The following is a 22,452-nucleotide window of genomic DNA, read 5'->3' as shown; positions in this document are numbered from 1 at the left end:
GCGGTAGGCGACCAAAGGCAAGCATCATGCATTTCACCGACATCTTCATCCGCCGGCCGATTCTGGCGACGGTCGTCAGCCTGCTGATCCTGTTGATCGGCACCGCAGCGATGGTCTCGCTGCCGGTGCGGCAATATCCCAACATGGAGAGCGCGACGATCCAGGTCGACGTCTCGTTCCCCGGTGCGACCCAGGACGTGATGCAGGGCTTCGTCACGTCTGTCATCGCGCAGTCGATCGCGACCGCCAACGGCATCGAGTACATGACCTCGAACTCGACGCTTGGCCTCAGCCAGATCAAGGCCAAGCTGGTGCTCAACGCCAATGCCGACCGCGCCATGACCGAAGTGCTCGCCAAGGTGCAGCAGGTCAAGTACCGCATGCCGGCCGGCGTGTTCGACCCTGTCATCACCAAGATCACCGACGGCGCGTCGGCAGTGCAGTACATCGCCTTCACCAGCGACACGCTGACGCCGGCGCAGATCACCGACTTCGCGACCCGCGTGGCGCAGCCGCTGCTCACCTCGGTGCCCGGCGTGGCGTCGGCCGACACCTCGGGCGGATCGTCGCTGGCGATGCGGGTGTGGATCGATCCGTTCAAGCTCGCGGCACGCGTGCTGACCGCGGCCGATATCTCCGCCGCGCTGCGGTCCAACAACGTGCAGGCGGCGCCGGGGCGGCTGCGCGGCGAGATGACCGTCACCAACATCTCCGCGGCGACCGATCTGCGCAATCTCGACGATTTCCGCAAGATGGTGATCAAGACCGGCGCCGGCGGCGGCGGCCTGGTGCGGCTCGGCGACGTCGCCACCCTCGAGATCGGCGGCGAGAACTACGATTCCAACGCACGCGACAGCGGCAGGCCCACCGTCTACATCGCGGTGCAGCCGACCCCCGACGGCAACCCGCTGGAGATTGTCGCCGCCACCGCCAAGGTGATCGAGGACCTCAACCGCGTGGCACCGCCCGGATTGAAGGTCGCCGACGTCTTCAACATCGTGCACTTCGTCAAGGCCTCGATATCGGAGGTACAGCATTCGCTGGCCGAGGCGATCGCGATCGTGGTGGTGGTGATCCTGCTGTTCCTGGGCTCGTTCCGCTCGGTGCTGATCCCTGTCGTCACCGTGCCGCTGTCGCTGGTCGGCACCGCCGCGATGATGCTGGCGCTCGGCTTCTCGATCAATCTGCTGACCCTGCTCGCGATGGTGCTGGCGATCGGGCTCGTGGTCGACGACGCCATCGTGGTGGTGGAGAACATCCATCGTCACATCGAGGAAGGGCGGAGCCCCGGCGACGCCGCCTTGATTGGCGCGCGCGAGATCATCGGTCCCGTGATCGCGATGACGATCACGCTCGCCGCGGTCTATGCGCCGATCGGCCTGATGGGTGGCCTGACCGGCAGCCTGTTCCGCGAATTCGCCTTCACACTGGCGGGCTCGGTGGTGGTCTCGGGCGTCATCGCCCTGACCTTGTCGCCGATGATGAGCGCGCAGCTGCTCGGCGAAGCCACCTCGCACGGCCGATTTGCCCGTTTTGTCGAGCATCAGTTCTCAAGGCTGTCGCGTGGCTATGGCCGGCTGCTGGCCGCGACGCTCAAGATGCGCGCAGCAGTGCTGCTGGTGGCATTCGGGGTGCTGGCGGCGATCGTGGTGCTGTTCCTCGGCAGCCAGCGCGAGCTCGCGCCCTCCGAGGACCAGGGCTATGTGTTCACCGTGCTCCGCGCGCCGCAATATGCCAGCGTCGATTACACCACGCGCTCCTCCGACCAGATCGAGCAGCTGTTTCGCTCGTTTCCCGAATACCACGCGAGCTGGTTCATCAACGGTACCGACGGGCAGAACCATGCCTTCGGCGGCATCACCCTGACCGATTGGGACAAGCGCAAGCGCTCGGCCAACGACATCCAGAACCAGCTCTACGGCATGTCCTATGGCGTGCTCGGCGCCAGCGTGACGCCGTTCCAGCCGGCGGCGCTGCCGGCGGCGACCGGCGGCCTGCCGTTCCAGATGGTGGTGCGCTCGGCCGGCGATTTCGCCACCATCTATCAGGAGGTCGAGACGCTGAAGGGGGCCGCATGGAAGAGCGGGCTGTTCGCCTTCGTCGACAGCGATCTCGCCTTCGACAGCCCGACCGCGCGGATCACCATCGATCACGCCAAGGCGGCCGAGGCCGGGGTCAGTATGCAGACCATCGCCGACACCCTCGCGGTGCTGGTCGGCGAGAACTATGTCAACCGCTTCAATTTCTTTGAACGCTCCTACGAGGTGATCCCGCAGGTGCGCCAGGCCGACCGGGTCACGCCGGAAGGGCTCGGAAACTTCAACGTCCGTTCGAGCTCGGGGCAGATGTTTCCGCTGTCGACGGTGATCAAGGTCAACGTCAAGCCGGAGCCGAACCGGCTGCCGCAGTTCAATCAGATGAACGCCGCGACGATCTCGGCGGTGCTGAGGCCCGGCGTCACCATGGGGCAGGCGGTGTCGTTCATGCAGGCGCAGAAGCTGTCGCCGGGGATGACCGTCGACTGGCTGTCGGACAGCCGGCAATATGTCCAGGAGGGCAACCGTCTCATCGTCACCTTCGGCATGGCGCTGATCGTGATTTTCCTGGTGCTGGCGGCGCAGTTCGAAAGTTTTCGCGATCCGTTGGTGATCATGGTCACGGTGCCGCTCGCGGTCTGCGGCGCACTGCTGCCGCTGTATTTCGGCTTCACCACGCTGAACATCTACACCCAGATCGGCCTCGTCACCCTGATCGGGCTGATCTCCAAGCACGGCATCCTGATGGTGAGCTTTGCCAACGAGATCCAGCACCACGAAGGGCTCGACCGGGTCGCCGCGATCCAGAAGGCGGCCGCGGTGCGGATGCGGCCGGTGCTGATGACGACAGCCGCGATGGTCGCGGGCCTTGCCCCGCTGCTCTATGCCGACGGCGCCGGCGCCGCGAGCCGCTTCGCCATCGGCATCGTCGTGGTGATGGGCATGCTGATCGGCACGCTGTTCACGCTGTTCGTGCTGCCGACCTTCTACATCCTGATCGCCCGCGACCATCGCGCGGCGGCCGCCCCGCGGTTGGAAAGCGTGGCGGCGAGGGGCGAGATCGCTGCGTAGGCGTAGGGTGGGTAGAGCGCAGCGAAACCCACCATCTCGATGCACGGCACGAAAGTGATGGGTTTCGCTGCGCTCTACCCATCCTACGGCTTCATCGAACTAAAGCACGTATCTCGAGCCGGGAATCTTACGCAACACGGCCGTGACCGCCCAGCTCAGCGCCACAGTGGCGAAGAACGCGATCGCGGCCTTGGCGAAGGCCGGCAGATCCATATCAAACAGCCAGTATTGCAGCCACAGTACGATCGGATAGTGCACCAGGAACATGCCGTAGGCGTCGCCCTGCATCCGGTCGAGCAGCGTCGGGCCCGACGATTTCGATTGCAGGAAGTAGGCCAGGATCGCGAACAGGATCGAGGCGCTGAACAGCACATAGAAGGTACCGTAGATCCCGAGATACCAGCCCGGCAGCGGATCGGGGTTACCGATGATCATGCGCTTGATGTAGATCATCACCCACATCAAACAGTAGGGGATCAGCGTGATGCCGGTCCAGAACCAGCGGCGCTCGGTCAGCCGTCCGTGCGCGCTGAGCACGCCACCCTCGAGGTTCGCCGCCCCGATTCCCGCTCCGATGAAGAAATAGGAGGCGTACAGCAGCACGCGACTCGCCTGCACCGAAAACGGTCCGAACTCGAACCAGTAGTTCTGGCCGTAATGGACCAGCATCGGCAGGTAGGCGGCGACACTGACGATGACGAGGAACAGCCAGAACTTCGAGGGACGTTGAAATCCCTTGATCGACAGGCGGTTGATCGGATCGAGCAGACGCGGCGACACCCGGTACAGCAGGCTCGCCGTGAGGTCGAAAGCCATCAGGACGTAGACGAACCAGATCGGTCCGCTTGGCCACGGCCCGACCGTCATGGTTTTCCACCAGAATTCGGAGAAGCTCAGCCCCGGCGTCGCGCGCAGCGCGATCGCGTAATAGGCGATCGGAATGACCGTGACAGCGCAGATCACGAACGGCAGGCCGAGCCGCAGCAGCCGGTCGCGCAGGAAGATCAGCCATGGCTTGTTGCCGAGCCCCGGCCAGACGAACAGCCCCGACAGGAAAAAGAACATCGCCATGAAGAAGCTGTCGGTGGCGAGCACCACGCAGTCGAAGCCGATCCACGATGTCGGGTCGGTGTGCCCGAAATAGGTGTAGGGGATCACCGCGTGGTGCAGCAGCACGACCAGGGTCAGGAAGGTGCGTGCGCGGTCCAGCGCGACATTGCGCTTGTGGAGCTTCGGTGCTGCCTGGATGTCGACGGCCGGAGCCGCGTGAGCAATCGATTTCATGGTGCCACCAGCCGGGTCTGCACCCTGATGTTGCAGTCGGGAACCTGATTCAGCAAGGCCCAATCGGCCGGACGGGGGAGTATCGAGGTCGGTCATCTCGGCGAAGCTGTTTCGTCTTTGGAACTGCGGTCGGGTGCGGGCGTTCTCGTCCGACCTGGCGGACACGCGCGGTTATGAGGAGCGGGTAATGACAATTCTGAAATGGGCGCTGATCTTCCTTGTCGTGTCGATCATCGCGGGTTTGCTTGGCTTCACCGGCATTTCCGCCGCCTCCGCCGACATCGCGCGCTTTCTGTTCTATGTGTTCGTCGTGATCTTCCTGGTGCTCCTGATCCTCGGGCTCACGATATTCAGGGTATAGCTGGGATCGGGGCCAAGCGCTCCCGACGTCATGCCCGGGCCTCGCCCGGGCATTGCCGTTTTGCAGGCTGAGTCAGCGCGCGACCAAAGGCCGGGCGAGGCCCGGCGCTTGCGGCAGGCGACCCTAGGCGACTTCCTCGATCTTCACCTTGTCCGGATAGAAGGCGAGGTGGCCGGCGATCTCGGTCATCGCCGGGAAGGGCTCCTCATAGGTCCAGATCGCGTTGTCCAGCGTCTTGCCGTTGGCCTTGATGCTGAAGTAGTTCGCGTCCCCCTTGTACGGGCAATGCGTGGTCCGCTCGGTGCGGGTCAACAGCTCCATGTTGGCGTCCTGCCGGGGGACGTATTGCACGGCCGGATAGCTCGCTTCCTTCAAGGTCAGCGCATGGGTGGTCTCGGCGATCACGACGCCGTCGGCGATGACGCGGACGCGCTTGGCGTTGGGCGTGATCGTAATGGGATGATCGGGGCCGGGGAGCTTCATGATTCTGCGCCTCTTCTGGTCATTTCGGTGTGATGGCTTGTGACCGATTGATGCAGGTTTAAATCGCTGGGAATGGGAATATAGTGTGCCCGGGATGACCTAGAAGACCCCAAGGGCTAGGTTTTATCCTTAGGTTTATCTGGCCGATCTGGCCCTGATTCGAACGACCTGACGGAGGTGGACTGGGATGCCGATGGACGCCCGTGATATCGAATCGATGATCAAGGCAGCGATTCCCGATGCCGAGGTGACGATCCGCGATCTGGCCGGCGACGGCGACCACTACGCCGCCACTGTTATTTCCGAGTCCTTCCGCGGCAAGTCCCGCGTCCAGCAGCACCAGATCGTCTACCAGTCGCTGAAGGGCCAGATGGGCGGCGTGCTGCACGCGCTGGCCCTGCAGACCGGCGTGCCGGAAGGCTAGGCCCGGCAAAGCTGCGGGCGGGGGCCTCAAGCATGGTGGACAATCCACGCGGTGCGATGTTTCGCGTCATCGTGCCGAACCAGCACAGCCGCGTCACCAATGCCGAGCTGTTCTTCGACCTCGTCTTCGTCTTCGCCGTCACGCAGCTGTCGCATACGCTGCTGCACCACTTCACCCCGCTTGGGGCGGTGCAGGTCACGCTGCTGTTCCTCGCGGTGTGGTGGGTGTGGGTCTACACCACCTGGGTCACCAACTGGCTCAATCCCGAGCTGACGCCGGTCCGCCTGCTGCTGTTCGTGCTGATGCTGGGTGGGCTGTTGCTGTCGACCTCCATACCGACCGCCTTCGAGGGCCGCGGGCTGTGGTTTGCCGGGACCTATGCGGCAATGCAGGTCGGCCGCACCACGTTCTGGCTGCTGGCGACGCCGCGGCGCCGGACGGCGGTGCGCCACAACGCCATCCGCATCCTGACCTGGCTGTCCTGCTCGGCCGTGCTGTGGATTCTCGGCGGATTCGCCGAACATGAGACGCGGATGTGGCTCTGGATTGCGGCGCTGACCATCGAATATATCGCGCCGGCCGCGCGATTCTGGACCCCTGGGCTCGGCTTTTCCTCGATCGAGGCGTGGTCGGTCGAGGGTGGCCACATGGCCGAGCGCTGCGCCGGCTTCATCATCATTGCGCTCGGCGAGGCCATCGTGGTCGATGGCGCGACCTTTGCCGAGCTGACCTGGACGCCGGAGAATGTCACCGCGTTCATCTCGGCGCTGGTCGGCAGCATCGCGATGTGGTGGATCTATTTCCACAAGGGCGCCGAAGCCGGCTCGGATATGATCTCCAAGTCAGAGGAATCCGGGCGCGTGGCGCGGATCGCCTATACCTATCTGCACATGCCGATCGTCGGCGGCATCATCCTCACCGCGGTGGCCGACGAACTGGTGCTGAAGCACCCGTCCGGTCATTCCGATCTGAACACGATCGTCAGCTCGGTCGGCGGGCCCATGCTGTTCCTGATCGGGACCATCCTGTTCAAATATGTGATCCGCAACTTTCTCCAGCTGTCGCACGGCGTTGGCATCGTCGCGCTGGCGATCACGGCCTATTTCGTCCGCGAGATGTCGCCGCTGGTGCTCTCGATCGTCACCACCGCGATCATGATCGTGGTCGCCGCGTGGGAGTCGATCTCGCTGCGATCGACGGGGGAAGAGGAATAGCGGCCGCCGTTACTTGCGGCCGGCCTTTGCTACCAGGTGCTGCCAATAGACGAACAGCGGTGCGCCGATCACTTCGAGCGCGGTGAAGCCCACGAAGGGCAGCGGCGGCAGGCCGACCATCAGCATCGACAGCAGTCTGCCGATGCCGCCGAGGAAGATGCCGCCCCAGACCACCCGAAACAGCACGCTCTCGCTTTCGATCCGCGGTACCAGCCAGAGCAGCGCGAGGCCGAGACCGAGCCAGACCCCGCCGAAGAAGCGCAGATTGCTGTCGAGCACCGGCAGCGCCGGGACGCCCGCGGAGGCGTAGAGCGGATCACTGACGCCCAGCATGGTGATGATGCCGGTCAGGATCGGGACCAGGGCGAGCAACGCCGTCGCGATCTGCAGCGGACGCCTGCCCATGATTTGCCCCGTCTCTTGGTTTGGGCGCTAGTCCGCGACCAGTGCGTGCACCGAGAACATCGTGTTGGCGTCGGTCCAGCTTTCGCGCACCGTCCAGCCCGCGCTGCGGGCGAGCGCGGTGAAGCGCTCGAGCGAGTATTTGTAGCTGTTCTCGGTGTGGATGCTCTCGCCCGGACGGAACGCAAAGGTGTTGCCGAGGATGCGCACGGTCTGCGCCTTGCGACTGATCAGGTGCATCTCGATGCGATGGCGATCGCGGTTGTAGATCGAGCGGTGCGTGAAGCCCGACAGATCGAAATTGCCGCCGAGCTCGCGGTTGATGCGAACCAGCACATTGAGGTTGAACCGCGCGGTGACACCGGCTGCGTCGTTATAGGCGTCGTACAGCACGCGCTCGTCCTTCTCGAGGTCGACGCCGATGATCATCTGCGCGCCGTGGCCGAGGATTTTTCGCGCGCTTCGCAGGAAGGCCAAGGCCTCGCTCGGCTCGAAATTGCCGAGCGTCGAGCCGGGGAAGAAGCCGACCTTCGGCATCGTGGCGACGGCCTCGGGCAGCGTGAACGGCGTGGTGAAATCGGCAGCGACCGGGTAGATGCCGAGGCGAGGGAAATCCTTCCGCAGCCCGTCGGCCTGGGCTTTCAGGAAATCGCCTGAGATATCGACCGGCACATAGGCTGCGAATTCGCAATGCTCGAGCAGCAGGCGCACCTTGGTGGTCGCGCCAGCGCCGAACTCGACCAGCGCCGCGCCGTCAGGGATGATCGCGGCGATCTCGTCGCCGCGGTCGCGCAGGATGCCAAGCTCGGTGCGCGTTGGATAATATTCCGGCAGCACCGTGATCTGCTCGAACAGCTCGGAGCCGGTGGCGTCGTAGAAATATTTCGGCGACAGCCGTTTCGGGTGACGGGCGAGATCGCCAATCACGTCGCCGGCAAACACCGATGTCGCTGCGTCGAACGGATACGCTTTGGCCAAAGCGGCGGCATGCACATTCATGATACTCTCCCGAACGCGCTTACCGACGCGTTATTGATGTCGACAGGACTCAATCAGGCATAGTCTGCGAGGCGTAACCCCGTGAATTGCCAGCGATGGTGTGGATAGAAGAAGTTGCGATAGGTGACGCGGCTGTGATCTGAAGGCGTCGCCAGCGACGAGCCGCGCAGCACGAGCTGGTTGACCATGAACTTGCCGTTGTACTCACCGAGCGCGCCTTCGATCGCGCGGTAGCCCGGATAGGGCGAATAGGAGCTACGGGTCCATTGCCAGACGATGCCGTAGGCGTCGTTGAGCAGGCCGGCGCGCGCGGCGACCTCCCATTCCATCTCGGTCGGCAGGTGCCTGCCGGCCCATCGGGCGAAGGCGTCGGCCTCGTAGTAGCTGACGTGGCAAACCGGCGCGGACGGATCGATCGGCTGCAGGCCGCCGAGCGTCATGATCCTCCATTCGCCGTCGATCTCGCGCCAATGGCCGGGTGCCTGCCAGCCCTCGTTGCTCACGGTGCCGAAGCCATCCATCAGCCACAGCGTGGCGGTGGAATAGCCGCCGTCCTTCATGAAGGCGAGCCAGTCGGCATTGGTGACGAGGTTCTTCGCGAGCTTGACCGGGCCGACCAAGGCGCGATGCGCGGGCTTCTCATTGTCGAAATGGAAGCTGTCGTCGCCATGGCCGACGGTGTGGATGCCTTCGTTGAGCGTCACCCATTCCTCAGGCCCGTGCTGCGACGCCGGGAAGCGCCATGTCGGATCGTAGGCCGGCGGGATCGGGTTCTGCGCGAAGGCATGCAGGATGTCGGTGTACATCAGCTCCTGATGCTGCTGCTCGTGATTGAGCCCGACCTCGACCAGCGGCACCAGCGCCTCGAGCGTGTCGGCTCCGGCAGTGTGGAAGAATTTCACCACCTCGCCGTCGACATGGCGGCGGTAGGCGGTGACTTCGTCGGCGGTCGGGCGGGTCAAATGGCCGCGCTGGTGGCGGGCGTGCCGCGGACCGGCGCTGACGTAATAAGAATTGAACAGATAAGCGTAGTCGGGATGGAATGGCGTGTAGCCCTTGACGTGCTCGCCGAGCAGGAACTGCTCGAAGAACCAGGTGGTATGGGCGCGGTGCCATTTGGCTGGGCTCGCGTCCGGCATCGACTGGATCAGCTGGTCTTCGGGCGACAGCGGCGCGGCCCGCCGTTCGGTCTCGTCGCGGACGGCGCGATAGGCGTCCACCAAGCGCTGGGCGAGCGGGCCGGATTCGGAGGATAGTGACGGGGGGACGGCGGGAAGGGCGGCCGCGGCAGAGGCTGGTTTCGTCACAGGGGTCTCCGATTCAATGGAGAGAACGTTGCTTCGGCAAACTGGTTCCCAACGGACAGTTCGTCCTAGATAGGGGCTCCGTTACGGGAAAAAAGCCTCCCCCCGCGATGATATTGGGGCCGTCAGATAATCCCGGCCCATTTTGGGCGCCCGCAGCGCCCGGTGCATGCCAGATTTCCGCCATTTTGCTTTGGATGCACAATGGTTTGAGCTACATATATAGTCAGTCACGGGTTAGAAGGGTGGGCCGGCCCGTCAAGGCCTGAGAGCGCCGCCCCCGAAGGAAGCGAAAATGAGCATCGAGCAATTCATCGACAACGAAGTGAAGTCGAACGACGTCGTGCTGTTCATGAAGGGCACGCCGCAATTCCCGCAGTGCGGGTTTTCCGGTCAGGTCGTGCAGATCCTCGACCACATCGGCGTCGGCTACAAAGGCCTCAACGTTCTCGAATCCGCCGAGCTGCGCAACGGCATCAAGGTCTATTCGAACTGGCCGACGATTCCGCAGCTCTATGTGAAGGGCGAGTTCGTCGGCGGTTGCGACATCATCCGCGAGATGTTCCAGGCCGGCGAATTGCAGCAGCTGTTTGCCGACAAGGGCATCCCGGTCGACGTGGCTGCCTGACCTTGACGGCGCGCCAGATCGGCAAGGCGCGGCTCGAAGTCATCGTTACCGACATCACGACCTTGCGCGTTGACGCCATCGTCAACGCGGCCAATTCATCGCTGCTCGGCGGCGGCGGTGTTGACGGTGCGATCCATCGTGCCGCGGGCCCCGAGCTGCTCGCCGAGTGCCGCACCCTGCACGGCTGCAAGACCGGCGATGCCAAGATCACCAAAGGCTATCGGCTCCCGGCCAAGCACGTGATCCACGCCGTCGGCCCGATCTGGCACGGCGGCATCCAAAACGAGGATGCGCTGCTCGCATCCTGCTATCGCCGCGGCATCGAGCTGTGCCACGCCAATCAGCTGGGCTCCATCGCATTTCCCGCCATCTCGACCGGCGTCTATCACTTCCCGCCGGATCGCGCCGCCGACATCGCGGTCAAGGCCGTCGTCGATGCCCTGGCCGCCGCACCCGGCCTCGCGCAGGTGATCTTTTGCTGCTTTTCTGCCCAAAGCGGCGAGCTTCATCAGAAGGTCCTGGGGGCCTTTGGCAGCCCTTGTGCCTGATGATACCGCCGCTACACTTCTCCGTGATTTCCGGGGAGGGATAATCCAAATGCATTCATTTCGTTTGACGTGCGCGGCCGCGGCCGCCGCGGTGGTGCTGGCGGCGCCGGCGTACCCGCACACCGAGGGCACCTACGAGATTCCGGCGGGTGCGCATTTCAACCGCGACAAGCTCGCCAAGATCAGCGAGTTCTTCAAGAACGAGGTCGCGACCGGGAAGATTCCCGGCGCCATCGTCTTGATCCAGCAGCACGGCAAGCCGGTCTATCACGAGGCCTTCGGCGTGCAGGATGTGGTCAGCAAGGTGCCGATCACGGACAAGACCATCTTCCGGTTGGCTTCGATGTCCAAGTCGATCACCGCCGTCGTCTCAATGCAGCTGCTGCAGGAGGGCAAATACAAGCTCGACGATCCGGTCTCGAAGTACATCCCGTCCTTTGCCAACGTGAAGGTCGGCGTCGAGAAGAAGGCCGAGGACGGCACCAAGACGCTGGAGCTGGTGCCGCCAAAGCGGCCGCTCACGATCCTCGATCTGATGACGCATACGTCGGGTATCACTTACGGCTTCTATGGCGACAGCCTGGTCCGCAAAGCCTACAAGGAAGCCAATATCTACGGCGGAGATTTCGATCTCGCCGAATTCGCCGAGCGGATCGCCAAGCTGCCGTTGCACAACCAGCCCGGCGCGCTCTGGCAATACGGCCATTCCACCGACATTCTGGCGCGCGTGATGGAGGTGGCCACCGGCGAGAAGCTCTCGGCGATCGAGCACGAAAGGCTACTCGATCCGCTCGGCATGAAGGACACCGGCTTCTTCGTCACCGATCCCGAGAAGCAGAAGCTGATGGCCGAGCCGATGCCGAACGACAGCGACTTCCGGGTCGGCCGCGTCAACGATCCGACCAAGGTCAAGAAATGGGAGTCCGCCAGCGGCGGCATGGTCTCGACCATGGCGGATTATTCGCGCTTCGCGCAGATGCTGCTCAATGGCGGCACCCTCGACGGCAAGACCATCCTGAAGCCCGAGACGTTCAAGGAGCTGACGACCGACCGCGTCGGACCGGGCTCCGGCGTCGAGCGCGACTTTTTCTACTTCCCCGGCGACGGCTTCGGCTTCGGGCTTGGGATCGCGGTGCGCACCGATCCCGGCACTGCGAAGCCACCACCGCCCGGCGATCTCGGCGAGCTGAAATGGGACGGCGCCAGCGGCTGCTATTATGTCATCGACCGCAAGCAGGATTTCTTCTTCGTTCTGCTGGAGCAGACGCCGACCGAGCGTCAGCGCATCCAGCGGACGCTGAAGCAGCTCGTCTATGAAGCCATGGAAAACTAGAGCGTTTTCGAGCGAAGTGGATACCGGTTCGCGTGAACAAACGCGTTGAAAAGAAGGGAATGACGGCATGATCCGATTCAGGCGGATCGGCTCATGCGCTTGCATGCGTGGGGGCCGCGCGTTCGTCGCGGCACTCGCGTTCGCGTTGGTCGCAACGGTTGCGAAGGCCGGCTCCGCGGGGCCGGCCGCGCACAGCTTCTCGGCGGAGGGCCTCGCCAGGGTCTCCGACTATGTCAGGAACGAGGTCGCGACCGGAAAGATCCCGGGCGCGATCCTGCTGCTGCAGCAGCATGGCAAGCCGGTCTACTACGAGAAGTTCGGGGTTCGCGACGTCGCCACCGAGCTCTCGATGAGCGCGGATACCATCTTCCGCCTCTATTCGATGTCGAAGCCGATCACCACGGTCATCGCGATGATGCTGGTCGAGGAAGGCAAGCTCGCCCTCGGCGATCCGGTGTCGAAATATATCCCGTCCTTTGCCGACATGAAGGTCGGGGTGGAAAAGCGCGGCGATGAGGGCAAGATGGCGATGACGCTGGAGCCGCTGAGGCGCCCCATCACCATCGAAGACCTGATGCGCCACACCGCCGGCCTGCCTTACGGCTATTACGGCGGTGGTATCGTGAACAAGACCTACGCCGATGCCGGCCTGTTCAACAACGATCCCGACAATGCCGAATTCGTGGCGCGGCTCACGTCGCTACCGCTCGCCGAACAACCCGGCACGCAATGGGACTACGGCCATTCCACCGATGTGCTCGGCCGCATCATCGAGGTGATCACGGGCAAATCGCTGTTTCAGGTCGAGCAGGAGCGGCTGCTCGGCCCGCTCGGGATGAACGAGACCGCGTTCTACGTCGCCGACCGGGCGAAATGGCCGCTGATCGCCGAGCCGATGCCGAAGGATCGCACCATCAGTCCGGTCGCCGACGTCCGCAATCCGCGCAAGCGGCTGCGATGGGAATCCGGCGGCGGCGGCATGGTCGGCACCATCGGCGACTATGCGCGCTTCTCGCAGATGCTGCTGAACGGCGGCAGCTATGAGGGCAGGCGCTATCTGAAGCCGGAGACCGTCGCGCTGATGGCGAGGGACCATATCGGTCCGGAGACCGGCGTCGTGCGCGACCAGAACTACTATCCCGGTCCGAATTCGGGCTTCGGCCTCGGCTTCGCGGTCCGCACCTCGGTGCCGCCGAACACAGACTGGCCGCTGGGCGAGTATCGCTGGGACGGCGTCGGCGGCACCTTCTTCTTCATTGATCCCGCGGACGACCTGTTCGGGATCTTCATGGTGCAGACGCCGTCGCAGCGCGGCCGGATCCAGCAGGAGCTGAAGACGCTGATCTACCAGGCGATGGGGCGGTAGAATTCAGCTTCGAAGCCCGGATGAAGCGAAGCGCAATCTGGGCTACGGGAGTTACGCCGCGCGCACGATGTCCCTGACGTGTCCGACCGCTTCCTCGATCATCGCCGCGGTGACATCGAGATGCGTGCAGGCCCTGATCCGGCCGTCCATCATCGCCAGCGTCACGCCGCGCTTGCGCAGCTCGGCGACCATCTTGTCGCCTGAGACGCCGGCGCCGTCGGGCTTGAAGAAGACGAGGTTGGTCTCCGGCGCCTGCACCGCGATGCCGTTGATCTGCGACAGGCCGCGCGCCAGCGCCCGCGCATTGGCATGGTCGTCGGCGAGGCGGTCGACATGGTGATCGAGCGCATGGATGCAGGCGGCGGCGCAGACGCCGGACTGCCGCATCGAGCCGCCGAGCCGCTGCTTCCAGCGCCAGACATCGTCGATGAAGGCGCGGGTTCCGGCGATCACGCCGCCGATCGGCGCGCCGAGGCCCTTGGAGAAATCGATCCAGGCGGAATCCCAGCCCGCCGTCATGTCGCGCGGCGTGATGCCGGACGCCACAGTCGCATTGAGCAGCCGCGCGCCGTCCATGTGGGTGACAAGGCCGTGGGCCTTGGCGATACGCACGACCTCGTCGAGCGCCGCCTTCTTCCAGATCGTGCCGCCACCGATATTGGCGGTCTGCTCGACGCTGACGAGCATCTGCGGCGGCTGGTAGCGGGTGCGCGGATGCAGCGCGGCCTGGAAGGTCTCAGGCGTGAACTGGCCGTCATCGCCCGGCAGCTGCGTGATCTGGAAACCGCCGAGCGCGGCATGGGCGCCGCCCTCGCGCGCAATGATATGCGCGGTCGCATGCGCCAAAATCTCGTCGCCGGGGCGGCAATAGGCCAGCGTCGCCGCGACGTTGCACATGGTGCCCGACGGCATGAAGACGGCAGCCTCCTTGCCGAGCAGATCGGCGACGCGGGCGCAGAGCTCATTGGTGGTCGGATCGTCGCCGACCTGCTCGTCGCCGACCTCCGCCTTCGCCATCGCCTCGCGCATCGCCGGCGTCGGCCTGGTCTGCGTATCGGACAGAAGGTTGATGCGGACGGGCGGGGCCTTGGGATCGGGCCGGGCAGGGGTGTAGTGCATGGGCTTTCCTCATCGCTCCGCTGGCGTGCGGAATCGCCGCTAGCGTATAGGCCTCCGGGCAGCGTGACGAAACCGCATAATTATGATCTCGGTGGGCGTCACGCGATAGTCGATCAGGTAGGGATAAGGTGTCGCCGAAAGCCGGCGGACGCCTGAGCGGCTTGTCGGGCGCCCTGCACGCGGCTGCTCTTGCAGCAGCGTGACAAGTGCCAAGATGCGGTCCCGCACGTCGACCGCCCCCTGGGGCGATCGTGTCTCGATATAGGAGAGTGCCTGATCAATCTGAACAAGAGCGCGTCGCGTGTAACGGACGTTCACAGCCCGTGCTTTGCCCACATCGCACGGACTTCCTCGGCCGTTGCCAGCTCGCCGCGTGCAATCTCGGAGTCGGCTTCAGCCAGATCGGCGTCTTCTTCCGGCGCGAGCTGAAGCGGTGGTTGGTCGACGCCGGCAAGCTGCAGCATGATGCGCGCGAGCTCGTCCTGCTCTGTGTCAGGCAAGTTTGAAACTGTCTCGAAGGCCTGTTCCAGTAACCGGGTCATCGGCAAGAAACCTCAACGGGCAGTCATCTGCCAAGTCCCGAATATCATAGTCGTCTTGTGGGCAAACAAAAAGGCCCCGGCAAAACCGGGGCCTTTCGGATATCGCAATGCTGCAGTGATCAGCGCGAATAGAATTCGACGATCAGATGCGGCTCCATCTGCACCGGGAATGGCACGTCCGAGAGGCCGGGGGTGCGCGCGAACGTCGCGGTCATCTTGGAGTGATCGACCTCGATGAAGTCGGGCACGTCACGCTCAGGGAGCTGGGCCGCTTCCAGCACCGGCGTCAGCTGCTTGGAGGAGTCCTTGACCTCGATGAGGTCGCCGACCTTCAGCTTGTAGCTGCCGATGTTGACCTTGCGGCCGTTCACCTTGATGTGGCCGTGGTTGATGAACTGGCGCGCGGCGAACATCGTGGAGACGAACTTGGCGCGGTAGACCACGGTGTCGAGACGGCGCTCCAGGAGGCCGATCAGGTTCTCGCCGGTGTCGCCCTTCAGGCGGCTGGCTTCGACATAGATGCCGTGGAACTGGCGCTCGGAAATGTTGGCGTAGTAGCCCTTGAGCTTCTGCTTGGCGCGCAGCTGCACGCCGAAGTCGGAGAGCTTGCCCTTGCGGCGCTGGCCGTGCTGGCCGGGGCCGTATTCGCGGCGGTTCACGGGGCTCTTCGGGCGGCCCCAGATATTCTGGCCCATGCGGCGATCGATCTTGTACTTCGCCTCACTGCGCTTTGTCATCGCGTCCTCTTTGTACAGCCGTCGCACCCAGCGCCCGGCGTTTTGTCAGTCTAGGGTTTGAGGAGACGCGCCCTCCTGTGTACCGGCCAAAAGGCCTGTACCGACAGGTCCGCCTCGAAAGCTCGGGGAGGACCACGGGTCGCGAAACGCATCGCGGGCCGAAAACCGGCCCGCGAGCAAGGTGGTCTTAAGGAGAAAGTCCGGTTCTGTCAAACAAAACGCAGGGCATTTTGGGCCGAATTGGCGTCAAAATTCGCCGATTTTGCCCCTCAGAGGCGGCTTCCGGCCGCCCGGACCAGCCGGGCATCGGCTTGCGGCCGGCCCGCGCCCAGTTCCGCGGCGATTTCGCCGCCCAGCACCTGCTCGAGGCGGATCAAGGTCTGCGCGATCAGGGCGGCGTCGCAGACCAGATGGTCCCAGCGCAGCACCACGTCGACAGTGTGGTCCGGCCTGATCACGCCGTAGCTCAACAGGAATGGCCCTGGGCTCAGCGCGTGCAACTCGCCGGGGCCATAGGCCGCGACCGAGGTCACGCCAAAACTGCCGCAGAAATTGGCGCGCTGCCGGCCAAAATTCATCCCGATCGTCCACGCCAGGCGGCGCAGCGGAAGCGGCAGGCGCGTCACGCAGAGCATTTTGCGGAACGAGGGGATTTCGTGCAGCGGCGCGGTCTTGGCGCGGCGGATCAGCGCGTCGACCTCGGCGAGCGGCATCTCGTCGGCGGCACAGATGCGCTCGAACAGCACGCAATCCTCGCCCTTCTCAACGCGGGCAATCGCCACCATGCCGACGCTGCGCGGCAACTCGTAGAGGCAAGGCCACGGCCATTTGACGTGCAGCGTGCGCAGGGTCGGCTCGGTCATGGCGACCAGCGCGAATGCCTTGTCGAAGATGGCGGCCCAGCCCGGTGCCCGCGCCGCACGTGCACGAGCCTCGACGATTGCCCGCACGTTCAGGGTGCGCTTCAGGGAGACCAGCGGCACGCCGGCCGATGCATGCATCAGATCGGCGACGAGACGGCGCGGCAATGAAATCTGACGAAATTTACCGCGCATCCGTTCGGTTCAGTTCCTTAGCAAACAGGCAAAAAATCAAAGGCCCGGCGAGCTCAAATGGTTGCTCGCCGCACCTGAAGCTCCAGATGAACCAACTGGTCGGAGACCAAAGGGTTCTGCTCACGGCGCGGGTTTTGCCAACGGCTCGCCGGCCTTGACCACATAGACGCCGAGCACCTTGAGCGGCTTGTCGCCGGACGTCTTGGCGTCGTGCACCGCGCCTTCCGGGATCTGGTAGGAACCGCCCGCCTTCAGCTTCAGCGGCGGTTTGCCGTCGATCAGAAGCTCGAGCTCGCCTTCGAGCACATAGCCGGTTTCAGCGCCGGGATGGGTGTGACGCCCCGACGCACCCCCGGCCGGAACCTCGGCGATCGCGGTGATCGTGTTGTAGCCTGTCGGAAAATCGACCTTCTGCAGCGGCGTCCGCTTGATGCCGCTCTGCTGCGCCAAAGCAGCGCCGGCACCGGCAAGGGCAATCACAGTGAGACCAAGCAATAATTTCCGAACATGCATTTTCCTCCCAACCCGCAAAACTCTAGCAGCGCGGAATCGCGGCGGAAAGCGGGCGATATGTGATGTGCACTTGCGACGTTGGGATTAGTCCGTTCATCGAACAGCGCGGGTTTGTGCCGCTTATTCATGAGCTACTCAGGCGAACGAGCTGTCTCGGCGACATGCATCGTTCACGCCGTCGCAGGCGCGATGCCGGAAGTTGCGCCACGGTTCCTTCACGACGTGACTGGAACCTGCTCGCCGGCGGCTGTGAACAAGCGGAGCGCCGCGCGGCCGCGTTTGACGCCTACCGCTTGATCCCCGCGAACGCGGCCGCGATGCCGCGCTGGAACAGCGACCAGTCGAAGCCGAGTGCGAGCGCGAGGTAGCCGCGGTCGATCATCGCATTGGCCTGTTCGGCGGTGCGCGCGACGCCGCCGATCGGCACGCCGCTCTTCATGATGCCTTGCTCGGCGCGCTGCATCAGCGCGACCACTTCAGGATCGTCGGGCAGACCGCGCTTGTTGATCGAGGTGGCGAGATCGCCGGGGCCAATCACTGCGAGGTCGATGCCCGGTGTCGCCATGATCTCGTCGATGCGGTTGACGGCATCGACGTGCTCGATCGTGATCATGCAGATCATGTCGTCGTCAGCGGTCGCCATGTAGTCGTTCATCGAGACGCCCCAGCGGAACGGCGCATGGAACGGTCCCCAGAGCCGGTCGCCTTGCGGCGGATAGCGCACGCTGCGCACCGCCTTCACCGCATCGCTTGCGTTGCAGATCATCGGAAAATTGATGCCGAGCGCGCCGATGTCCATCGGTGCCTTGGCGAGATGCGGCTCGTTGGCGGCGATCCGCACCATCGGCACGCAGGGCGTGCCCGAGGTCGCCACGATCATCGCATGGGCGGTGCCGAGATCGATCGGCCCGTGCTCGAGATCGACGATGATCCAGTCCAGCGACTGCGCCATGATCTGCACGGTCTGGATGCTCGGAATGGTCGCGATCGCGCCGAAGGTTGGGCGCTTGTCGCGCCACGCCTCGCGCAGGCGATTGAGCGGTGTCAGCGGGGCTGCGGTCAAATTTTGGTCCTCCCTCGAAGGAGAGCAGAGGCTAGCAGCGCGTTGTGACGGCGAAAAGGATCAGGCCGGGACGCGGCCGCCGAAGAATGGCGTCAAGGCTTCCGTCAGCGCGTGCGGGCGCTTTGAGGTGAAGATCATCTCGGCGCCGGCCTGGTCGCTCTCGTGGCCGGCAGGGCCGAGCAGGTCGGCGACGCGGCGTGCGATCGCCGGCGCCGGATCGATCCAGTCGACCGGCCAGGGCGCGAGCCTCCTGAGGCGTTCCAGCAGCAGCGGATAATGCGTGCAGGCGAGCACGACGGTGTCGGTGCGGGTGGGGTCGTGGGCGCCATCGCCGACGAAGCAGGGCGCGAGCTCGGCCGCGATATCCTCGTCACGCACGCTCGCGCCGCTGAGGGCGGCCTCCGCCAACGAGGCGAGCTCGCCGGAGCCGACCAGCGTCACCTCGCAGCCCTGCGCAAAGTCCGAGATCAGCTTGCGGGTATATTCGCGCTTCACGGTGCCCCTTGTGCCGAGCACCGACACGCGCTTCGTTTTCGACGAGGCGCAGGCCGGCTTGATCGCCGGCACGGTGCCGACGAAGGGCAAAGGATAGGCGTCGCGCAGATGCGACATGACCAGGGTGGATGCCGTATTGCAGGCGATCACGACGAGGTCGGGCGCGTGGGCCGCGATCAGCTCACCGACCAGCGGCACCACACGGGCGATGATCTCGTCCTCGCCGTGGTGGCCATAGGGGAAAAAGGCGTCGTCGGCGACATAGACGTAATGCGCGTCGGGCCGGGCGCGGACGATCTCGCGCAGCACGGTGAGGCCGCCGAGACCGGAATCGAACACAAGGATGGTCGGGGGAGTGGACACGCGAAAACTCTATCCGAAGCAGGGTTACCATTCAGTTGTTTTTGGCTATCCGGCCGCTTCGGCCGACAAAAGGCGGTGAAGCCGGGAATTTCACATGGCCTTGACCGATAGCTGCAAGTATCACGGCAAACTATTGCTGCGACGTGTGAAATCCAAAAATGCGGCCGCAAGGGGGCCACGCGACATGATCCGCAATACCGCCGCGAGCTGGGGCTCGCTCGCCCGCGCGTTCCACTGGGTGCTCGGCATCGCCATCATTGGCATGCTGGCCTATGGCTGGTGGATGAACCACGTCCCGGCGCGGGCGGACAAGTTCTTCTACCGCTCGATCCACGCCGATATCGGCTACCTGGTGCTGCTGCTCACCGTGCTGCGGCTGGTCTGGCGCGGCGTCAACCCGACGCCGGCGCTGCCGGCCGAGATGCCCTCCTGGCAGCGGATCGCCGCCCGGGTCAGCCACGGCGCGCTCTACGCCGTCACCATCCTGGTTGCGATGCTGGGCTGGGCGCATTCCGGCGCCCGCGCCCAGGATTATTCGAACTTCTTCGGCCTGTTTCACATTCCCCAGATCACCTCGCCCGACAAGGCGGCGGCGGATGCCTATGAGGATCGCCACATCTTCTTCGCCTATGTGCTGCTGGCGCTGATCGTGCTGCACCTCGCCGCGGTCACCTTCCACCACTTCGTCAAGCGCGACCGTGTCGCCGCCCGGATGGTGGGGACGGGCGCGGCGGACCAAGCCGGTTTGTCCACATGAGAAACTCCGCACCGGACGCTGGCCGCCGCTGGCGGATGCCGGACGAGAGCGCTTTGCATGTCGCCACCTGGATGGCGTTCGCGCACGACACTAAGATCTGGCGCAAGCAGCGGCTGCTTCCGGTGGTCAGGGAAAACCTCGCCCTGGTCGCGAAGGAGATCGCGGCTCATGAGCCCGTTAACATGCTGGTGCGCAAGGAAGACTACGATATTGCCGCGCGGCTATGCGGCCCTCGGGTGAACCTCGTTGTTCAACCGCTCGACGACATCTGGATCAGGGACACCGGACCGGTCTTTGTAACGAACCCGTCAGGGCAACTCGGAGCCGTCGGCTTCAACTTCAACGGCTGGGGCGGGAAACAAAGGCATGCGCATGATGCCAAGATCGCGGAACGTGTGGCCGAGCTTGCGCAAGCTGAGTTCATCAAGGCCGGCCCGAAGCTGGAGGGCGGCGGCATCGAAGTCGACGGCGAGGGGACAGCGATCATCACCAAAAGCTGTGTTCTCAACGACAATCGCAATCCTGGTTTGACGAAGGATGAATGCGAGGCTGAACTCTTCCGCCTGCTCGGGCTGCAGGAGATCATCTGGCTACCCGGCTGTCACAACAAAGACGACATTACCGACGGCCATACCGATTTCTACGCGCGCTTCACCAGCCCGGGCGTCGTTGTCGCGGGCCTGGAGATGGATACGTCGTTCGACGATTACGAGGTGACGAGAGAACACCTGGCAATCCTGCCCAAGTCGACAGACGCAAGAGGTCGACACCTGAAGGTCGTGGAGTTGCAGGGACCGTCGACGGTCCGTCCAAAGTACGGAAACGACGACGGCTTCGCCGCCGGCTACATCAATTTCTACGTTTGCAACGGTGCCGTGATCGCGCCGGAATTCGGTGATGCGGCAGCGGACCGCAACGCGCGCGACAAGCTGCGCGACCTGTACCCCGACCGGGAAATCATCCAGCTCGATATCGACGGCATCGCCGCCGGTGGCGGCGGCATCCACTGCGTGACGCAGCAGCAGCCGCGCTTGTGAAAGCTGGCGGCCCGGTCGCGAAGCGAGCGACCGGGCCGTGGCTGCAGCGCTAGCCCGCCGGCATCTGCTTCTCGACCAGCCGCACCCAGTAGGAGGCGCCGTGGCCGAGGATGTTGTCGTTGAACTTGTAGGCGGGGTGGTGGCACATCGGACCGTCGCCCATGCCGAGGAAGACGAACGCGCCGGGTCGCGCTTCCAGCATGAAGGCGAAATCCTCGGCGCCCATCACCGGCACCAGATTGTCGTTGACGCGGTCGGCGCCGACCACATCGCGGGCGACCTCGGCGGCGACGCCGGCCTCGCGCGCGTGGTTCAACGTCACCGGATACATGCGTCCATAATCCGTCTCGGCCGAGCCGCCATAGGCCTTGGCGATGCTGGAGGCGACCTCGCCGATCCGGCGCTCGACCAGGTCGCGCACACCGGGATCGAGCGTGCGCACGGTGCCGCCCAGCGTCACGGTCTCCGGGATCACGTTGAACGCGGTGCCGGCCTCGAACATGGTGATCGAGATGACCGCCGATTTCAGCGGGTCGACATTGCGCGATACGATCGACTGCAACGCATTGATGATCTGGGCGCCGATCAGCACGCTGTCGACCGCCTCGTGCGGGGCGGCGCCGGCGTGGCCGCCCTTGCCGTGGACCACGATCTTCAACGTGTCTGACGAGGCCAGCATCGGGCCCGGCGTCGTCGCGAAGTAACCCTCGGGCAGGCCGGGCATGTTGTGCAGGCCGTAGACCTCCTGGATGCCCCACCGGGTCATCAGCCCGTCGTCGACCATCGCCTTGCCGCCGGCGCCGCCTTCCTCGGCGGGCTGGAAGATCACGACCGCGGTGCCGTCGAAATTGCGCGTCTCGGTGAGATATTTGGCGGCGCCGAGCAGCATTGCGGTGTGGCCGTCATGGCCGCACGCGTGCATCTTGCCGGGAATCTTCGAGGCGTAGGCGACGCCCGAGGCCTCCGCGATCGGCAGCGCGTCCATGTCGGCGCGCAGGCCGATGGTCTTTCCCGAAGTGGACTTGCGGCCGCGGATCACGCCGACCACGCCGGTGCGCCCGATCCCCGTCACCACCTCGTCGCAGCCGAACTCGCGCAGTCTGTCGGCGACGATGCCGGCGGTGCGGTGGACTTCGTAGAGCAGTTCGGGATTCTCATGGAAGTCATGGCGCCAGGCGGCCATTTCATCCGAGAGGGCGGCAACGCGATTGACGATGGGCATGGGGAGCGTCCGTTTCTTGTGAACTTTGGTGGGCGGGTCAGCGTAGCGTAACCCGCCGACTTGTCACGCGGGAATGGCGTCAGTATCCCGGATGAG

At 64.4% G+C, this 22,452-nt stretch carries 24 protein-coding genes; 10 read left to right on the top strand and 14 right to left on the bottom strand.

Translation table 11 applies throughout. From position 1 onward, the window contains the following. The first annotated feature begins 26 nt into the window (after positions 1-26). Complete coding sequence (locus Q2M23_RS26205; protein WP_316397540.1) at positions 27-3,107, top strand: efflux RND transporter permease subunit; 3,081 nt, start codon at positions 27-29, stop codon at positions 3,105-3,107. A 99-nt stretch (positions 3,108-3,206) separates the two neighbouring features. Here Q2M23_RS26205 and Q2M23_RS26200 read toward each other — a convergent pair whose 3' ends face one another. Beyond that, positions 3,207-4,391, bottom strand: coding sequence for an acyltransferase family protein (locus Q2M23_RS26200; protein ID WP_057018399.1), 1,185 nt, complete (start codon positions 4,389-4,391; stop codon positions 3,207-3,209). Positions 4,392-4,578: 187 nt separating this feature from the next. On the opposite strand from Q2M23_RS26200, the gene Q2M23_RS26195 reads away from it, so the two are divergent. Then, positions 4,579-4,752, top strand: coding sequence for a DUF1328 domain-containing protein (locus Q2M23_RS26195; RefSeq protein WP_024582607.1), 174 nt, complete (start codon positions 4,579-4,581; stop codon positions 4,750-4,752). Between the two features lie 123 nt (positions 4,753-4,875). Here the strand turns inward: Q2M23_RS26195 and Q2M23_RS26190 are convergent, their stop codons facing one another. After that, a complete protein-coding gene (locus Q2M23_RS26190; protein WP_057018401.1) occupies positions 4,876-5,235 on the bottom strand; it encodes a DUF427 domain-containing protein in 360 nt (119 codons plus the stop codon). A 187-nt stretch (positions 5,236-5,422) separates the two neighbouring features. Here Q2M23_RS26190 and Q2M23_RS26185 point away from each other — a divergent pair, with 187 nt between their 5' ends. Together Q2M23_RS26185 and Q2M23_RS26180 are read left to right on the top strand one after the other, a co-directional pair. After that, positions 5,423-5,659, top strand: a complete 237-nt coding sequence (locus Q2M23_RS26185; RefSeq protein ID WP_016843470.1) for a BolA family protein — start codon at positions 5,423-5,425, stop codon at positions 5,657-5,659. 32 nt (positions 5,660-5,691) lie between these two features. After that, positions 5,692-6,873 carry a low temperature requirement protein A gene (locus tag Q2M23_RS26180; protein ID WP_316397539.1) on the top strand — a complete coding sequence of 394 codons (1,182 nt, stop codon included), beginning with the start codon at positions 5,692-5,694 and terminating at the stop codon, positions 6,871-6,873. Positions 6,874-6,882: 9 nt separating this feature from the next. On the opposite strand, the gene Q2M23_RS26175 is transcribed toward Q2M23_RS26180, so the two are convergent. From Q2M23_RS26175 to egtB, 3 genes are read right to left on the bottom strand one after another with little or no spacing between them, the layout of a single operon-like run. Next, positions 6,883-7,278 (bottom strand): DUF4345 domain-containing protein, encoded by a 396-nt coding sequence (locus tag Q2M23_RS26175; protein ID WP_076828465.1) that lies wholly within the window; start codon positions 7,276-7,278, stop codon positions 6,883-6,885. 27 nt (positions 7,279-7,305) lie between these two features. Beyond that, positions 7,306-8,274, bottom strand: a complete 969-nt coding sequence (gene egtD / locus Q2M23_RS26170; RefSeq protein ID WP_316397538.1) for an L-histidine N(alpha)-methyltransferase — start codon at positions 8,272-8,274, stop codon at positions 7,306-7,308. 53 nt (positions 8,275-8,327) lie between these two features. Further along, positions 8,328-9,581, bottom strand: coding sequence for an ergothioneine biosynthesis protein EgtB (gene egtB / locus Q2M23_RS26165; protein WP_316397537.1), 1,254 nt, complete (start codon positions 9,579-9,581; stop codon positions 8,328-8,330). Between the two features lie 292 nt (positions 9,582-9,873). Between egtB and grxD the strand changes: the two genes are divergently transcribed. From grxD to Q2M23_RS26145, 4 genes are all read left to right on the top strand, one after another. After that, the gene (grxD, locus tag Q2M23_RS26160) at positions 9,874-10,206 is read left to right on the top strand and encodes a Grx4 family monothiol glutaredoxin (protein ID WP_016843475.1); all 333 of its coding nucleotides are present in this window, start codon (positions 9,874-9,876) and stop codon (positions 10,204-10,206) included. Beyond that, positions 10,203-10,754: an O-acetyl-ADP-ribose deacetylase gene (locus Q2M23_RS26155; protein ID WP_057018462.1), complete on the top strand. Its 552-nt coding sequence runs from the start codon at positions 10,203-10,205 to the stop codon at positions 10,752-10,754. Before grxD ends, Q2M23_RS26155 begins: the two co-directional genes overlap by 4 nt. Positions 10,755-10,803: 49 nt before the next feature. After that, positions 10,804-12,087 carry a serine hydrolase domain-containing protein gene (locus Q2M23_RS26150; protein ID WP_057018406.1) on the top strand — a complete coding sequence of 428 codons (1,284 nt, stop codon included), beginning with the start codon at positions 10,804-10,806 and terminating at the stop codon, positions 12,085-12,087. A 103-nt stretch (positions 12,088-12,190) separates the two neighbouring features. Further along, the gene (locus Q2M23_RS26145; RefSeq protein WP_316397573.1) at positions 12,191-13,453 is read left to right on the top strand and encodes a serine hydrolase domain-containing protein; all 1,263 of its coding nucleotides are present in this window, start codon (positions 12,191-12,193) and stop codon (positions 13,451-13,453) included. Between the two features lie 51 nt (positions 13,454-13,504). Here the strand turns inward: Q2M23_RS26145 and Q2M23_RS26140 are convergent, their stop codons facing one another. The 8 genes from Q2M23_RS26140 to murI form a co-directional block, all read right to left on the bottom strand. Next, complete coding sequence (locus Q2M23_RS26140) at positions 13,505-14,572, bottom strand: threonine aldolase family protein (RefSeq protein ID WP_316397536.1); 1,068 nt, start codon at positions 14,570-14,572, stop codon at positions 13,505-13,507. A 39-nt stretch (positions 14,573-14,611) separates the two neighbouring features. After that, positions 14,612-14,890: a type II toxin-antitoxin system RelE/ParE family toxin gene (locus tag Q2M23_RS26135; protein ID WP_310881200.1), complete on the bottom strand. Its 279-nt coding sequence runs from the start codon at positions 14,888-14,890 to the stop codon at positions 14,612-14,614. Beyond that, positions 14,887-15,114 carry a hypothetical protein gene (locus Q2M23_RS26130; RefSeq protein ID WP_076828477.1) on the bottom strand — a complete coding sequence of 76 codons (228 nt, stop codon included), beginning with the start codon at positions 15,112-15,114 and terminating at the stop codon, positions 14,887-14,889. Before Q2M23_RS26130 ends, Q2M23_RS26135 begins: the two co-directional genes overlap by 4 nt. A 119-nt stretch (positions 15,115-15,233) precedes the next feature. After that, positions 15,234-15,851, bottom strand: a complete 618-nt coding sequence (rpsD, locus tag Q2M23_RS26125) for a 30S ribosomal protein S4 (RefSeq protein ID WP_076828559.1) — start codon at positions 15,849-15,851, stop codon at positions 15,234-15,236. A gap of 269 nt (positions 15,852-16,120) precedes the next feature. Beyond that, the gene (locus tag Q2M23_RS26120; RefSeq protein WP_316397535.1) at positions 16,121-16,906 is read right to left on the bottom strand and encodes an acyltransferase; all 786 of its coding nucleotides are present in this window, start codon (positions 16,904-16,906) and stop codon (positions 16,121-16,123) included. A gap of 120 nt (positions 16,907-17,026) precedes the next feature. After that, entirely contained in the window at positions 17,027-17,419 is a 393-nt protein-coding gene (locus Q2M23_RS26115; RefSeq protein WP_410469767.1) for a cupin domain-containing protein, read from the bottom strand. 286 nt (positions 17,420-17,705) lie between these two features. Then, complete coding sequence (locus Q2M23_RS26110) at positions 17,706-18,482, bottom strand: HpcH/HpaI aldolase family protein (RefSeq protein ID WP_057018410.1); 777 nt, start codon at positions 18,480-18,482, stop codon at positions 17,706-17,708. A gap of 60 nt (positions 18,483-18,542) precedes the next feature. Beyond that, entirely contained in the window at positions 18,543-19,340 is a 798-nt protein-coding gene (murI, locus tag Q2M23_RS26105; protein ID WP_057018411.1) for a glutamate racemase, read from the bottom strand. 184 nt (positions 19,341-19,524) lie between these two features. On the opposite strand from murI, the gene Q2M23_RS26100 reads away from it, so the two are divergent. Then, positions 19,525-20,097 carry a cytochrome b gene (locus Q2M23_RS26100; RefSeq protein WP_316397534.1) on the top strand — a complete coding sequence of 191 codons (573 nt, stop codon included), beginning with the start codon at positions 19,525-19,527 and terminating at the stop codon, positions 20,095-20,097. Then, positions 20,094-21,134, top strand: a complete 1,041-nt coding sequence (locus tag Q2M23_RS26095) for an agmatine deiminase family protein (protein WP_316397533.1) — start codon at positions 20,094-20,096, stop codon at positions 21,132-21,134. The genes Q2M23_RS26100 and Q2M23_RS26095 overlap by 4 nt, the downstream gene beginning before the upstream one ends. 49 nt (positions 21,135-21,183) lie before the next feature. Here Q2M23_RS26095 and Q2M23_RS26090 read toward each other — a convergent pair whose 3' ends face one another. Beyond that, positions 21,184-22,356 (bottom strand): M20 aminoacylase family protein, encoded by a 1,173-nt coding sequence (locus tag Q2M23_RS26090; protein ID WP_076828489.1) that lies wholly within the window; start codon positions 22,354-22,356, stop codon positions 21,184-21,186. Positions 22,357-22,452: the final 96 nt, after the last annotated feature.

Origin of the sequence: Bradyrhizobium sp. 33ap4, from assembly GCF_032654765.1 — a bacterium.
Taxonomy (GTDB): Bacteria; Pseudomonadota; Alphaproteobacteria; order Rhizobiales; family Xanthobacteraceae; genus Bradyrhizobium; species Bradyrhizobium australafricanum.
The sequence above is the reverse complement of the archived record's forward strand: the minus strand, read 5'-3'. Positions and strand labels throughout refer to the sequence as shown.

Bases quoted from the DNA above. Each gene is read 5' to 3' on its own strand.
- Q2M23_RS26205 (WP_316397540.1), top strand. From the start codon at position 27: ATGCATTTCACCGACATCTTCATCCGCCGGCCGATTCTGGCGACGGTC.
- Q2M23_RS26200 (WP_057018399.1), bottom strand. From the start codon at position 4,391: ATGAAATCGATTGCTCACGCGGCTCCGGCCGTCGACATCCAGGCAGCA.
- Q2M23_RS26195 (WP_024582607.1), top strand. From the start codon at position 4,579: ATGACAATTCTGAAATGGGCGCTGATCTTCCTTGTCGTGTCGATCATC.
- Q2M23_RS26190 (WP_057018401.1), bottom strand. From the start codon at position 5,235: ATGAAGCTCCCCGGCCCCGATCATCCCATTACGATCACGCCCAACGCC.
- Q2M23_RS26185 (WP_016843470.1), top strand. From the start codon at position 5,423: ATGCCGATGGACGCCCGTGATATCGAATCGATGATCAAGGCAGCGATT.
- Q2M23_RS26180 (WP_316397539.1), top strand. From the start codon at position 5,692: ATGGTGGACAATCCACGCGGTGCGATGTTTCGCGTCATCGTGCCGAAC.
- Q2M23_RS26175 (WP_076828465.1), bottom strand. From the start codon at position 7,278: ATGGGCAGGCGTCCGCTGCAGATCGCGACGGCGTTGCTCGCCCTGGTC.
- egtD (WP_316397538.1), bottom strand. From the start codon at position 8,274: ATGAATGTGCATGCCGCCGCTTTGGCCAAAGCGTATCCGTTCGACGCA.
- grxD (WP_016843475.1), top strand. From the start codon at position 9,874: ATGAGCATCGAGCAATTCATCGACAACGAAGTGAAGTCGAACGACGTC.
- Q2M23_RS26150 (WP_057018406.1), top strand. From the start codon at position 10,804: ATGCATTCATTTCGTTTGACGTGCGCGGCCGCGGCCGCCGCGGTGGTG.
- Q2M23_RS26145 (WP_316397573.1), top strand. From the start codon at position 12,191: ATGCGTGGGGGCCGCGCGTTCGTCGCGGCACTCGCGTTCGCGTTGGTC.
- Q2M23_RS26140 (WP_316397536.1), bottom strand. From the start codon at position 14,572: ATGCACTACACCCCTGCCCGGCCCGATCCCAAGGCCCCGCCCGTCCGC.
- Q2M23_RS26130 (WP_076828477.1), bottom strand. From the start codon at position 15,114: ATGACCCGGTTACTGGAACAGGCCTTCGAGACAGTTTCAAACTTGCCT.
- rpsD (WP_076828559.1), bottom strand. From the start codon at position 15,851: ATGACAAAGCGCAGTGAGGCGAAGTACAAGATCGATCGCCGCATGGGC.
- Q2M23_RS26120 (WP_316397535.1), bottom strand. From the start codon at position 16,906: ATGCGCGGTAAATTTCGTCAGATTTCATTGCCGCGCCGTCTCGTCGCC.
- Q2M23_RS26115 (WP_410469767.1), bottom strand. From the start codon at position 17,419: ATGCATGTTCGGAAATTATTGCTTGGTCTCACTGTGATTGCCCTTGCC.
- Q2M23_RS26100 (WP_316397534.1), top strand. From the start codon at position 19,525: ATGATCCGCAATACCGCCGCGAGCTGGGGCTCGCTCGCCCGCGCGTTC.
- Q2M23_RS26095 (WP_316397533.1), top strand. From the start codon at position 20,094: ATGAGAAACTCCGCACCGGACGCTGGCCGCCGCTGGCGGATGCCGGAC.
- Q2M23_RS26090 (WP_076828489.1), bottom strand. From the start codon at position 22,356: ATGCCCATCGTCAATCGCGTTGCCGCCCTCTCGGATGAAATGGCCGCC.